A 16,062-nucleotide genomic window follows, 5' to 3' on the forward strand; every position below is an offset into this window, starting at 1 on the left:
CTCATATTGACGAGCACATTGTTGACATAGATACTGTTGACTCTGATCGCTCCGTTCGGTGTACCGAAACAGTTGTTATTATCCACAAAAGTGATGTTAGACTGTCTGATCTCGACGACCGGATTATTTTCTTCGACCTCATAGGTAACCAGCGCTTTACATCCAAGGAATGGTTGCTCGCGATCATAAGCCACTACGGTATAGATACCTGACGGTAATCCAAGTATTTGCGTACTGTCAGCATTCGCAGCGATTGTACCAGCGGTGGCATATCCACCATCGGTGATTTCGTTTGCGACTATCGTTGTATCGGTACCGATCCACCATCTGAAGTAGTAGTTAGTAGAACCATTACCATCGACATCCACGGTGATCTGTCCGTCTCCTGTATCAGCGCTAGGATCACAGAATGTGTCATCTGTAAGGCTAGTTAGACTGATGACCGGATTAGTTGTGTCGTCATCAATAGTGAATGAAATAGAGTCACTAGAGCAGTAAGTAACATTGTTTGTAATAACAGCCTTGTAAGTGCCTGCTGAAAGGCCACCTAAGCTATCGCCAGCGATCGTTTTAGTTCCAATACTTGCGCCAGGAACATTCGTACTCCACGCAATTGAATAATCAGCTGATACTGGGAAAGCAACTCCATCTTCTCTGACGGAATTAATCACAATAGTTCCATTATCTGGACCAGCACAGTTATTATTATCAGTTGCAACAGCATCACCAGCCGCAATATTTACATTGATTGTTTTAACATCTTCATTAACAGTTATTGTGGTGAATACAGCACACTCATCATCAGGAGTGGATCTGTCTACAATCGCTAGCGTATAGATACCTTCATCTACATTTTTTAATGTGTCAACAAATGTTGCACCAGCTGCAACTGTTTCAGTAGACGTAATATTTTCAATTATACCTCCACCACCATTGTTATTGATGACAGTAGTTGTATCAGATCCGGCAAACCATTTATAATAATAGTCACCGGCGGTCGCAGTTGTATTTTCTATTACAAATCGGATTTGACCAGCTCCTTCATCTGTGCCAGGATTAACAACACATGCACTGTCAATTGCAACAACTGAGGCAGTAATAGCAGGTAAAGTATTGATAATTGGAACTTCTACAATTAATGAATCTGTGATACACCCTGTATCGTTATGTCTAGCAAGTACATAGTATGTGTCAGGTTCTAAATTGGAGTAAATAGGACCACCACCATACGCTTGATCAATAGTTGCAGGGCTTAATGTTCCAAATTCAAATTGATAATCTGTTCTGTCACCACTTGAAACATCAATGTCTCGGATTTCTATTTGTCCTTGATTAGTTGGACTACAATCAAATACCGTATCGATATCTGCTGCAAATAAGCTATGGACTTCCAAATCATTTTGAATGGTGAAAGTTATTGTGTCAGAATAGCAGGTATTAGCACCTGTTATTGATGAAATTGTTTCCAGGACTAATGTATAATCTCCAGCAGCCAATAATGAGTCAGCAGAGGTGTCTCCATATACCGCTTCAAATGGAGCTGTATTGTCCGTATCCAGATCAACCACTCCTCCTGAAACATCTGGTCCTGCATACCATCTAAAGTTAATTCCTATAGTCGTTGAATCGTCCGGGTCTAGCTTAGCTCTGGCATACAGAGCTCCATTACTATTACCTACAAACCCCGGATCACAAATTGAATTGTTTGTAACCCGACTTGAATCAAGCTGAGGGAAGAATGCTTTTTGAGCAACCGTGTCAGTTGCTGCTAATGTCCAACATTCTGAGGCGCTGAACGCACTAATTTCTCTTGCTATGGCAGAATAAGTTCCGGACGGGAGTGAACCAAAAGTGGCTTCCGCAGCTCCTGATATTCCTCCAGGTGAAGTTACCACTGAGCTATCACCATTGTATAAATCTCCATTTAGCGCATCAAAAACATAAGGGAATATTAAGGTTCCTCCCGTTGAGTTTGTGACATTATATGCAGAATCTCTTTTTGGAGGCACACCACTACCTGAATAGAGGTAAATAGCATAGTTCTCAATTGCATCTACACCTGCTCTTGTTCCAAACCCAGCTACTGTTGTTCCGGTCATTTGGCCTGTTAAAGATGAGTTATCAATCACGTCTCCATTAGAAAATGTTCCAGAAATTAATGATGCCTGAAGCGTTCCTGTTGATTGATTTGTGGTATCATTTACAATTGCAAATGCGGAACCGTTAGTAATTGTGTCCAATAAATTAAAGTTTCCGGTAATTGTCCCAGAAAGTGAGAAATTATCAGAAAGGGCAACCCGAGCCTGACCATTGTCAGGACATTCATCCACATCTTCAATAGTAATCGTTGTAGTGGTTTGAACACCATTATATGGTAGGTCAAACGATTGCTGATAACGGCAAAGTGTATTCTGATCAATGATAACTAAGGTATAAAGACCTGAAACAATAGAATCTAATTCAGCAGTAGCAGTTGTTCCTGCTCCAGGATTAATCGTTATATCCAGTACTCTTCCCCCTGGATTGTTTGCCAAATTGTCCCCTGTCTGAAGTTCATTTCCAGATCCTGTCGAATATAAATTGGCATAATCAGCAGATCCCTCAAACCATTCAAAAGTCAGTGAATTACCTAATGGGTTATTAGTAACTGTGACTGAAATCTCACCATTATCGCCATCGCATGCACCTGGGACAACATCTGCAGTGAATTCAACAGTAGGGGCATTTGCACTTACACCATCAACAACCTGAATTGTTTTTGCTGTGCTTGCGCATGTAGTTCCCTTTAATGTTACAACTACTGTATAAAAACCTTCGGTTACATTGGTTTCTTCAAAGTTTGTTCCCAAAGCTGTGCCAGAGGTATTTGATCCTTCATACCATTGGAAATCATAACTATCAGGGAATGTAGGCACAAAGGCTGCATTTGCTGAGTCTGGAGTGCCTGAGCTAAATGTCGTAGTAACACCTGTAACTCTCGCAACTCCGTTTGGCGAACAATTAGTTTGATCTGTTTGACCAAGCGTTACTGCTAATGAAGGTTGAGTATCTAAAATATTCACTTGAGATGTGCTAAAGCAATTTGTAGCATCATCTATCAATTTCACCGTGTACAAGCCACCTGGAATATTGAATATTGAATCATTATTTGCACTGAAGGTTACTGTTGGGATAGTGGCAGCACTAACCAGATTACCTGGTGATGTTGAAGCACCTTGATACCATTCAATTGAATATGTCGATCCTCCATCTACAAAATCAAGAGCAGCAATACCTATTGGAGAATTAACAGCGCAATTGTAGTCATCTTGCACATTTTCGACCGAGTTGATGGTTGGGTTTGTGGTCGCATCATCAACAGTAAATGTTACTGATGGTGAAGTACAACCTGTTTCTCGATCAATGATTTGAACCGTATAAGATCCAGGATCAATGTTTTGAAGGAACGTCGAATCAGATAAATCCACATTTTGGCTGAAGGCACTTCCACCTTTAAGGGTTCCGATATTATCACCATCAGTAATTATGTTAGAAGCGTTAACTGACCCTCCGAAATACCAGTTAATCTCAAAATTTGATGAGCTGTTAGGAATCAAATCATTTATCCTAAGTGATCCATTTGGATAGTTAACGTGACCAACACAAACAGTAACGTCAACTGTATCCACGTCAGCTATATCAGTGACATCTACCTCAGAGGAAGCTCCGTCATCGATTATGTCAAATTGTAATACTTGCCCACAACCATTGGATTTACTTTCCAGAAGAAGAGAGTAAGTTCCTCCTGGCACATTATTCAAAATAATAGATGTTCCATTTGATGTAGTATCGGAGTTTGCAATATTATCCGGAAGGATATTACCAGTTGTATCAGAACTTTCATACCATTTATAAGTGTAGTCTGAAGGAGTTCCAACGTCTGGAATTACAGTGATTACCCCGTTATATGTATTTGTGCTGGTTAATGAAATATCACATACGGTGTTATCAAAAGTATTGCCACCATCTAGTGTAGCAGTTGGATTATCCGGTATAAAGTCGATGTTTCCTGTGGCAGACTGAGAGATACATCCGGAAAGGTTATCTACGACAGTGACGGTGAAGTCCCCAGCCGGTAGGTTATCGAACACGCCATCGGTGTTAGTGCTGTCCGGAGCACCCACAGCAGAGTTTCCTTCATAGATTCGGTAGGTATAGTCACCAGATCCATCAGGGAACCCACTGACATCTACGGTAAGGGTACCATTATCGTCATTACATGAAGTATCGTTGGTCACATTGGCGACCGGAGTATTGTCTTCGATGTTGGTAGTAATATCATCGATGATATTTACTTCAATTAGTGTATCACATGCATTACCAGCGGTATTAATAATGTTGGCAGTATATATGCCACCCTGGAGGCCGGTGTAAGGGTTTCCAGTAAAGTCAGCAGCACCTGTAGTATCGGTACCATTGTACCATTCGATGGTGTAGTCACCAATACTTCCTGTTACGATATCGACCTGAACCTGTCCATTGTAAGTAATCGCCGGGCTTGTCAGCGCCGGATCACAGACGGTGTTGTCGGAGGTTCCTGCAGCAGAAGCTTCAAAGTCGGGGACGGTGGGGTTAGCGTTGATGGTAACATTCAATGTATCCGAATAACAACTCGAAGTACTTGAGGTTACTACCACTTTATACGTATCATCGACAACTCCAGTCAAGTCAGCTGTAGCGCTTCCGGATACCGTTCCTCCATCAGTTACCTGGGTGCCGTTTGAATAGAAGTATTCAAAAGTGTATGTATCAGCTGGTGTTGCTGATACATGTATTTCCCCAGTGTTTGAAGCAGCATCACAACTGGTATTGTCTTCAGTACTTACAAGAGAAAGGGTAGGGTCAGTTTCGTTCTCTGTCAGGATGATTGACTCATTTCCTGAACATCCCAAATTTGTATGCGTCATCACTACAGAGTAGTTGTTCAAGTCCCCTGTAAGCCCTGAGACGGTTGCTGAGGTTACACCAGATGGATTGGAGTTGTTCCCCGGATCTACTCCATCTGTCATGTCTACTCCATTATATCTCCACTGGAAAGTATAATTAGACGTACACTCATTACACGATGCTAAATCAGGATCACTTGTAGCATAAGCTCTCAGAGAGCCGTTCCCCACATCACATGAAGTGTCAGCATTCTCTTCAACAATAACCACATCCGGAGTGAATAAATCATCTGTAATGTTCAGTGTTAATTCTACTGTCTCACATCCTGTTGTTGTATTTCGGGCAACTACAGTGTAGTCTCCCTGATCAAGGTCGTTAATTTGATTAGAAGATGAACCTAATACAATAGATGGAGATGCTGATGAGGCTCCATCGTACCAATCAAACTCATAACCTGCATTACCGCCTTGGATATTTACTGAAATGAATCCATTGGCAGTTGAACATGATGTATTGTCAACTACTGTTGGTGTTGCAGTGAATTGTGGTGTGGTAGGGTTGTTCCCCACAAGTACATCAACATAGTCTGTACATTGGGTGTCGTCATTAGTAACCCTGATTCGATAGCTTCCGTCTTCAAGGTTTTCGAATGTGTGCCCAGTCGATCCATCAGCTACTGAAATATCAGAAATTGAAGTTAACTCGGTAGTAAAACTATGGCCATCGAAAATTTCATAGGTATAAGCAGAAGGCTCGGTTCCATTTACCTGACTCGTGACGGCAATTTCACCAGAACCATTTATACAATAGGTATCATCTGTAATCGTAGTTGCAATGATAGGAATGTCAGGAGCGGAAGCAATCGATAAATTCAAAGGATCTGTTTCACAATCTGAGTCAGTATCTCTTACAACTACGGTATAAAATCCATCAACAAGATCACTGAAGATGCCAGTTGTGTTGGTTGTACTAGTGCTATCTGTACCATACCCAAGATATAATGTGTATTCATAGTTACCACCAATGGGATCAACCTTACCGGTCATATCAATCTCTCCGTTTGGAAGAGAGGGATCACAACTGGTATTACTTACCACATCAGATAATGGGCATGTGTAGTCGGCCGCCACCCAATTAATCGCACCTGCGGCATTTCCCGTTTTTTCTACTGTTCCATTTAATCCATTGCCGCTTTGGTCAATAATAGGATCACCATCATTTGTTCCGGTTTCCGTATTAAAATTATAATATAGGTATGGACCGCTTGCTGCGGCAGTAGGATCACAAACTGCAGCTAAAATATCGTCAGAGGTGAGTGCTCTATGATAAACTCTAAATTCATCGATGTTACCAAAGAATTTATTTTTACCAAGGTTTCCATCGCGAGCAAAATACATATCTGATCCGCCATCATCCAGACCTGTACCATGAGGACCAGGGTGTGTAATTTCACTTACTTTCACCCCATCTATCAATAATTGTAGAAGATTGGTAGCTTCATCCCAACTGAAGGCTACATTCACCCAACCTACAGGAGAGAAGTTTGAGTAAGCAGTTGCTGCTCCTGCGCCCGTCGTGATTGTGGCTGATATACCTTCTGTTTCATCTGCCCAAATTCCCATTACTGTTTTAGCATTATCTCCAGCAGAGAAAAATGCATGATTGTTTGCATAGTTGTTTGCTGAAAGCTCTACCCAGAACGAAACGGTAACTGCTGATTCTCCTGCAAGTGCCTGAGGCATGGTAGTATATGCTTTATCTGTAACTGATAAGACATTTCCTGCATTAATATTTGTAAGGAAGTTATATTCCAGTTCCACAACATTATCCGGAACATTTACCGTAATTGTATCGGTACAATTAGTGGCATCATCTTCAACTATAATCGTGTAATCACCATCCAGCAGTCCAGTCATTTCATGGTCTCCTGCTCCGAACGCTGAACCAGCCTGCGCGGCAGGAAGCTCATTAGCCGGAAGGGTATTATTACCCTCAAACCAGGTAAACGTATAACCGGCAGTGGTTCCAGCACCATCACCGTCTGCAATTGCAGTTCCATTTCCGGTTGTTTCACAACTTGTATTAGCAGTGGCCGTTGCGGTTGGGGTAGGGGCATTTGATAAGTCATCTACAGTTACAGTTACAGGATTTGATGTACACCCTGATGAGTTTAGGGTTGCAGTTACTGTATATTGACCTGGATTAGAAACTGTGTATGTATCACCCGTAAAGTCAACAGATGGTTTAATGCTGTTTCCATTGTACCATTCGAAAGTATACCCTCCGGTAGATCCTCCGACTGTTGCGGACATTTCCCCAGTGCCCCCGCAAGTTGCAATGTCAGTAACACTTACAGTTGGTGCAGCAGGATTTGAAACTGACGTTGATACTGTTCTACTTTCAGAAACTGTACAACCGGATATATCTTCTGTCACTTCAACTGTATAACCGATTGCATCAAGGTTGGACATAATATCACCAGTACCAATTGGAGTGACACCCTCAGACTGGATGAACCATGTGAATGCGTATCCATCTGCTGTAGTTAAAGTATCCTGCGGGATTCCACCGCTTTCTTGTGTGAAGGCAAAAGCTCCTAGAGATCCATCAGGGGATTTACAATCTGTTAACGGGCTTATTTCATACACGTGAACATTGAACTCGGGTGTATTTATCAAATTGATCGTTACAGTATCTAACTCAGAATAACATTTGGTTGCATCATAATAACCTTGAACGATGTAATCTCCATCAGCCATTTGAGGGAACTGACTTCCTGTATAAATTGAGTTGCTAGTATCTCCTGGTAGGTACCAGTCAAATACAAATCCGTCCGGTTCTGTGAATTCTTGCGTTATGCTTGGGCCGGTTCCATCAAGGGTGATATTATCAATGTAGTGATGCTCTGAAGAGCTGGTACTGTGGATTTGAACTGTTATTACAAGAATGGAATCAGTTCCAGCGGAATTTAGGTTAGATAAGGACGCTTGTTCATACGAGTAATCACCATACTGAGATCCGTTGGATAATGTGCCAGAAGCGGAAACGGAATTGCTTTTATCTCTAACTTCATAAGTTGCTATTACAAAATCTCTCCACTTACCAGAACTTTCCTGATTTCCGCTTTCGAAAATATCTATGGTCAGATTTACATCCGTGAAATTGGAGATGTCAATGTCCTCAGATGTCCATGTGACAGATCCTACGTCATTACCGGTACCTGTTTTTGTTGTTCCAAACATATTAGAACCATTGTAAGAAGTAACACCATAAAAATCGGGTGTTTCACTTCCTCCATCTGAGCTCCACGCTGTTTCATCTGTGTCTGATTTAACTCCGGCTGATCGGTCTTCAAAATTTTCAGTCCAAAACGTTTGATTACCCCCAGGAGTTGGACCAAAATAGTAGGCTCTGGCACCACCATTGTCTGGTTTAGAAGGATCACACTTTTGATTATCACTTAGTTTCTCAACAGTCAATTCAAAAGGCTCAAACCCCACTTGAGTACTCTGAATGTTGTTACCTGTTTCACATTCAGGAATTGTTGCAGTAGGCAATGGATCGTCGAGTGGGGGAGTGCCACCATTATCATTGATTACTACAAACAGTTCAAAATCACCTCCTAAACCACTGATGGTCTGAGAGATGGTGAGTGTTTCGCCAACATCAAAACCTTCAAGTAATGTAACTTCTGTATCTAATAATGTGGAATTAGCTGTTTGAGGATCACCTGCATAATACGAAACTGGGAGGTTTCCTGAAATATCAATATCACCCGTATTGGTGATCTCAAATATTACAGTGATTTCAGCATCAGGACACTGTGCAGGAGTGGCTGAAACAATTCCTACAAAATTTATATCTGGGGAAGCAAACTCTACACATCCTTCTTCATTCAGGATGGGTGCCTGGTTGAGAAATGTATTTAGAGGCCGACTGGGAAATGGAACTAAAGTGCCATCTGCATATTCACATTGCCCTGATGAGAATACAACTGAGTGGTCCTGAACTTCTTCAGGGATAGTTAGGTCATCATTGATATTTACGTTGTAATAACCATGCTGATTCCAAACACCACGCGCCGGCATCCAGGCTTCCCCGTCTGATTCATAAACTCGTATTTGAGAATATCTAGTATTGCTATATGGACTAAATGGAGTGGAATTGTTGAAGTAACATGAAACGCATATTTCGCTACTTCCATCACCATCAACGTCTGCTATTACAGGGTATTCTTCCTGTGTTCTTGATACACACGCAATTTCATTTCTTTCGGAAGTAGTATTGTCACCATTCCCTACTCCATCAACAATGAGAAGAGATTCTTCACTTCGGTAAACTACTTCAACTGCACCATCACCATCAAAATCAAAAAGGGAGCACCCAGTAAATCCGGATGATCCCTCTTTGATTGGGTGAATCCAGTGGACATTGAAATTCTCATCTAATGAGTAAAGTTTTTGGTCCATTACGAACGTGGCATTTAACTGCCCATCGCCATCTACATCTCCAATATTCACTCGACCAGGACCTCTAACAAAATCATTTGTGGGGTCATGGTAAGTGATTACGTTTCCGTTTGTTATGTCCCAAAAGAATATGGTGGTTTCACCATTATATTCTTCGGAAGAGGTACCAAGCGCACCGGTTATAATTACATCAATGTTTCCATCCAGATTATAATCTGCAGCTGAAACCGTAGACCATTGATCATCCCAACTTGGATAATATTTTGGATAATAGTTAAGGTTTGGATCTATATCATCATGAATATCATCATCCATATCAGCAACCAGGGTGCGGGTTCCGGCAGCCTCATTGATAGACCACACTTCATTACCTGAAATCAGCTCAAGTCCATCGCAATCGGCGCAAAAAGCGTCTGGGAAAATATCCACAGCAATTGTACCATGAACATAATCTTCTTCCCAATTCCCATCACCTGCTACAATCACATTTCCTGTGAGTGCGTCCATCACCTCATTACGATAATAGATTTCAACATCTCCATCTTCGTCAAAGTCAGCTACACCAGGGAGACCAATGGGTTGATTTTGAGAGGCTGTCTGTCTCCATCTTTCGGTCAAGGTACCAGTTGAGAAATCAACATTATAGAGAGCTATGTCATCTCCCTTATTTTGTGATACGATTATATCACCAATTTCGTCTCCATCAATTTCAGCTACAATCGGGGCGTTTTCGGGAGTGAATCCGATATCAGCGGAAGCTATTGTTGCGCCTGTGGCTCCATTAAGTACAAAAAGGTCTAACGTACCATAGTTATTGATTGAAATAACCTCAGGTATTCCATTTCCATCCAAATCACCTATAGCAGGTGTGACATGACTTGTTGCAGTCTCATCTGCCGAACCCCATTGTTGTCTGATCGCAAACGTTGTTACATCAATGTCGTCAGCACAAACTATCTGATTACCAAAAAAGAAATCATCACATGCCCCAGCTGTAGAGCAGTCTCCATCATAGCAGTCAATGAGGCCATCGCCATCATCATCTGTTCCGTTATCACAAATTTCTGTTTGTGCGCTTGCTACGACTGTGGTGACAGAAAAAAATATTAAAAGGAATAATTTCCAGTAGCTTTTCATGGTATTAGTTGAAATGGATACGGACATAGATACACTTTTAAGGCATAATGTAACCCATACGGGTAAGGTAGATAAACCCCTTGAAAATCAAAAGGTAGACCAATCCAATGTAAAGGTACACTATATTTCAAGGCAGAATTATATCAATATAAAATATAATTATTCAAAGGTCAATTATTAGATAAACCTATGATTTTTATAGGTAAAATCATTTAAATGGGTGATTATCTGGCTAGTAAAATGCTTCCAGATTTAGTAAAATTGGAATCATCGCATTTTAAAACGAAATAATAAACGCCTTCCGGGACAGGAGAATTATTGAAATTCCCATCCCAAACACAATTATTATTTGCTTCAAAATTATCTTTTGTGTTTATGTTTCTGCCTCTGGAATCAAAGACAAAAACTTTACACCCATTAGCATTTCCAAGCTCACCAATATTAAGGATTTCCCAGCAATCGTTCATCCCATCTCCGTTAGGTGAAAAGGTTCTCTTAGGTCTAATATTATCTAAAATAATTCTGACTTCTGAGGAGACGGGACATCCGTTTGCATCTGTTGCTGTAAGCGTAACCACACTTTCTGGATTTTGAGGAAAGAAGGTTGTATTTGCCGCGACCGGGTCACTGAAATTTTCAGCTGGTTCCCAGGAAATGTTTGAAGCGGCATTTTCAGCAGTTAGGCTTATTGAAAGCGCTTCTTCCAGAAGAGCAGAATCAAATTCCAGAACGCTTGAAAAGTCTTGAGAACTTATGTTTAAATCTGATTGGAAATTTCGAATTCTAATGCTGTCTCTAACCTGGCAACCTATGTTAGTTGTAATGTTCACAACTGCCCAGACAGTATCCACATTTACTGGTGTTGACACATCTATTGTGTTCGTGCTAGCGGTGCTTATAACACTGTTGTCATTTGGATTACGGATAGTCCATGCATAAGAATCGATCGAGCCAGCATTGGGTGATGAAACGCCAACTGTTACGATATCAGCCTGACACTTTGCCGTAAGGTCAGCTTGATCCAGTGAAAGGGTAGGAGGATTTGAAACGGTAATGTTAAACACTTCAATATCACTACAACTTTCAACCTCTGTGGCTTCATATGAGGTTGTTAATGTAACTGTGTGGTTTCCAGCGGTAGTAAAGGTTGTTAAAAGTTGGGTAGGGTCTGTTGGGTTAACAGGATTTCCATCTACCTGCCAAGCATACGTTAAGGTAAACCCAGCTTCTCCTGTACTACCTGCGGTAAATGCGGTTTCAAAATCAACACATGTTTCGGTTGGACCATTGACTACTGAAGAAGGCTCAGCAATTTCGTTTACGGTATACGATGCTGTCTCTGAAATACAGGAACTTGCGTCTGTAATTTCAACGGTATAATCACCTGTTTGATTTGCTGTTAGTGAAGCTCCGGTTTCTCCGGTTATGTCTGTTCCATCTCTTTGCCATTGATAGTTAAAGTCGGAGGTAAAATCCGGAACCTGTAAGGTGACCGAGCTACCAGCACAAAAGTTATCCAGATCCTGGTTTATGATCTCAAACACAGGCAGTTGTTTCACGTCAATATTTTGAGCTACCTCAACACTCGAACATCCTCCATCGTTTCTTACTCGTAAAGTGTACTCACCTGCATCCGCAGTTGCAATAGAATTAAAACTAATGGTTGCAGAGGTACTAGTTGAGCCATCAGGCAGTGTCCACAAGTATTCGTTAAAAGTGCCAGAAGTTGCCAATGTAATATCATCACCTGCACAGATATCTCCCCCATCAGTATCGGTGACTGTAATTGTTGGAGTACTGGTTACGGATCCAGGTTCATAATTTACAGTGTACTCAGTTGTAGGAGGGGATGCACATCCGGTTTGGCCAGTGATTTGTAAATCAATTCTTGCATCAGAAGCAGAAGTTAAATTAAAGGTGGCAGAATTCCCTGACTGTGAAACTATTGTGCCTGTTCCGCTCCCTATACTCCAAGAGTAGTTACCTTCTACTATGTTTGTTGCAGATAGTGTAAAATTTTCTCCGGTACAAAATGAGAATGATTCAGGGGAAATGACCGGTTCAATACATGTTTGATTTATCCGGATTCCTAAATCCCCTTGACGATTACTTCTGGAATCATGTGAGTAGGCAATATCAGGCTTGGAATCTCCATTAAGGTCTCCTATATAAATATTTCTTGCATCTGCTTGTGTTGATAATGCAGTAGGAGTGTTGAAACTTATACTACTACTAGAGGTATTCTCAATGACATAATTAGAACCAGTGCTTACTCCCAGCGCGGCAACCACCAGGTCGATTAATCCATCACCGTTTAAGTCACCTGCATCTAGCCCCCAAGGTAAGTTAGCCGGAATGGTAATCGTTTCTGCAGTTGAAAATGTAATCGATGTGCCGCTTGAGGTATTTTGATAGATAGTAACTGTCTCATTTCCTGTAATGCCGGAGAGGGTCGCATCAGCAGTTGCCGCTAAATCGTTCAATCCATCATTGTCAAAGTCTGCAATTAAAATGTTTCTTCTCTGATCTGTAGTTGAAATTCCGGCTTGTAAAGAAAAGTTAAAGCTTCCGGGAATGCTTTCATTTCTAAGAACATAGATCTCTTCATTAGACTGAACAGCAGGGACAACAACGATATCAGGTTTACCATCGTTATCCAAATCTCCAATATCAATTGCACCAGTCGTAGTTGCGTCACTAACAGTTACTTCAACAGCAGTTGAAAATGAGTAGCTTCCAGGGCTGCTTGTGTTTGGAAAAATATGTAAAGTGTTGTCATTCTCATTACCAATAACAATGTCCATTTTCCCATCTCCATCTATGTCCGAAACCTTGACACGACGAGGTACTCTTTTATCGCCATTACCATCTGTTGGCAAGCTCAAACTCAAACTACTTACGTAGCTCAATGATACACTTCCAGAACTGGTGTTATCATAGATGTAAATCTGTTTGATATTTGTTGTATTATCAGTTGTGAAAATAACTTCTGGATCTCCATCATTGTCGAGATCAGCACATGTAGTTGCAATAAATCCACCTACACTATTGTCGGCATTATCTGTTAAGCCAATATCTGAGAAAACCTCATTTGAAAAAGTGCTTTGATTTTCAAAAACAGTAGCTTCTTTTCCCGTTCCTGTAACCAGGTTGTGAGTTAGAATAACATCATTCAGGCCATCACGATCCAAGTCACACAAACAAACATCATAAACATTTTTATTTGGAGCTATGCTTTCCAGATATTCAGCTCGCCAAGTGCTGCTAGAGGTACTCGAGAAGCTCAGGAAAAATTGTTGCCTTGATTCAGTAACCAGATTGCCAGTTGTTCTTACTGCTACGGGTCCGTAAGTGGCACCTGCAGGTACAGTTGCTTCAATAAGGTTATCAGAAATCACATTAATATCTGCGCCAGTTACGGATGCTGCTCCAAAAACTACTTGGTTGACATTTGTCAAATTAGTACCCGTGATAGTTATTGTTCCACCTACTTCAACATTAGTAGGTGAGATGCTATTGATGAATGGCTTTTGTTGCGCCATTATTAGCAACGGAGAAAATAATAGTATGATTAATGCTTTTCTCATCATTCTGTCACTTGAAGAACCCATGCTTTTGACAGCTTAGGTATTTTTCTAATGTCATCTCTTTTTGAACGTACCTGACTCATATTACCAGATTCATAAACAACAACATAATAGTAGCCTCGCGCGCTGTTATAGCCAACTATGGTGTCATGAAATCCCATTTGAAATAGCTCGTCACTGTAATCTTCTGCATTCTGAAATACTGAAAAGGCTCCAGCTATCACATAATTACCTTCAGGTAATTCAAGTAGGTGATCTCCTCTTTTAGTCACAACATGATCATTGGATTCAGCTAGCTCATCATGTGTCCTGAAATCCTGAGTTAATTCCGGATCCCCTTTGGCCACTTCATCATGATGTTCTTCAGTCAATTCTGGATTTTCAGATATTGTTTCTGCTTGTGTTTCGTTGATAGCTTTATCCCATTTGATAATATGCTCTACGCTTCCATCAGGATTAGATTTCTCATATTTTACACCAACTTCTTTTGATCCGTCAGGCAATTCACGCTCTAGATGACCATCATCGGCAACATTGAGATTATCAGCTTCTTCGGATGGTACCCAGCTAATGACTACATTTTTTTCTCCTTCAGCATTTGGCTTTTCCAATCTAATTCCAGTTTCTTCTTCCCCAAACTGATTTACTCTGGAAATTTTCTCATGTTCTTCCTGATGATCCCAGTCATCTGCTTTTTTGGTTGGCACATCTGATTCAGTTTCGGTCTCGTCCAGCACAGTTGGTTTGGCAATGCTCAGTGCATCCTCATCATCTTCTTCATCTGGTCTACTTTGTTGCAATGCTGCCAGCTGCCTTTGCCTTTCAAGTTCAGCTTTTCGCGCACGCTCTTCAGCCGAAAGTCTGTGACTTTTTATAAATGACGATACATGTTCAGCATGCTCTTTCTTTGTACCTAGATGATAACCAAGATTCACTTCAAGTGTAGGCCCAAGTTGAGAGGAGATGTTGGAATTGCCAAGTTCGTAGGCAAACCCAACTGCAAATTTCTCTGCCACTTTTGCGCCAGCCAAGCCAATAATTCCTGCATCTTGTCTGTATGATGCTCCAACCCATACTATGTGATAGAGGTGGGCGATCATCACTGCTTCGTATTGATGGGGAATTACATTGCTGTATCTATATATAATATGAGGCTCAAAAGCGAAATCGTCGCTAATGTGTCCCCGATAGTTCATTTTGAATAACACATTATCAGTAGGAGAAAATTCAATATCGGCTACTTCCTTCTGTGTAATAGGGTTATAATTAAAAAGATTAGGTAATGAAACTCCAACATTGAAATGGCCAAAGTGATAGGCGACCCCAACATCCCCAATAAAAAAAGTGGATTGATCAAGAAAGTTATCAAACGCAGCATCTCCAGGAGAATCAAACTCTGTGATATTTACAGAATTAATTCCTGCGCCCAAAGACATTCCAAACCTTAAGAAATGAGTCCTGTCTATATTTAATAGGTAAGAAGCTGAAGCTTTTGCTGCCGATGTGGTCAGCAGGCCCTGAGAAATATTAAAAGCAGCCCCACCAAATGCAATCCCTCCTTGCATTGGAACATGAAAGCTTGCATGAGAGATTTGTGGCGACCCCTCAACATTTGTCCACTGGTCTCTATACATAACGAAAATAGCAGCGTGCCCTTCAACACCCGCATATGCGGGATTGTACATATATGGGTTCATGAAGAACTGATTGTACACCTGCGGTTGTTGAGCATTAGCTGTAAAAAGAGAAGTGACGAAGAAACCAATAAGGGAAATTTGGCTTACCCTTTTCACACAGACCATTGTAGAGAGAATTAATCGTTTCAAGTACAGCTGATTCCTTTGATCTAAACCCTAAATTAGGGAAAATATTGTATTTAACATCACCCGTAACAAATATGGCGGAATAAGTTGATCTTTTTATGATCAATCTTTGAAAAGAAT

3 protein-coding genes are annotated in these 16,062 nt (G+C 41.0%); all 3 read right to left on the reverse strand.

Annotated elements, in window-relative coordinates:
* On the reverse strand, positions 1-10,532 hold a 10,532-nt coding region (locus CHB71_RS04030), incomplete at its 3' end, for a LamG-like jellyroll fold domain-containing protein (protein WP_221406673.1).
* Positions 10,533-10,756: 224 nt separating this feature from the next.
* Positions 10,757-14,074, reverse strand: coding sequence for an FG-GAP-like repeat-containing protein (locus CHB71_RS04040; protein ID WP_179213299.1), 3,318 nt, complete (start codon positions 14,072-14,074; stop codon positions 10,757-10,759).
* 44 nt (positions 14,075-14,118) lie between these two features.
* Positions 14,119-15,912: a PorP/SprF family type IX secretion system membrane protein gene (locus tag CHB71_RS04045; RefSeq protein WP_179213300.1), complete on the reverse strand. Its 1,794-nt coding sequence runs from the start codon at positions 15,910-15,912 to the stop codon at positions 14,119-14,121.
* Positions 15,913-16,062: the final 150 nt, after the last annotated feature.

Source organism: Ekhidna lutea, from assembly GCF_900188325.1.
GTDB classification, from domain to species: Bacteria; Bacteroidota; Bacteroidia; order Cytophagales; family Cyclobacteriaceae; genus Ekhidna; species Ekhidna lutea.

Excerpts from the sequence above, each read along its gene's own strand:
- CHB71_RS04040 (WP_179213299.1), bottom strand. The coding sequence starts at position 14,074 with ATGGCGCAACAAAAGCCATTCATCAATAGCATCTCACCTACTAATGTT.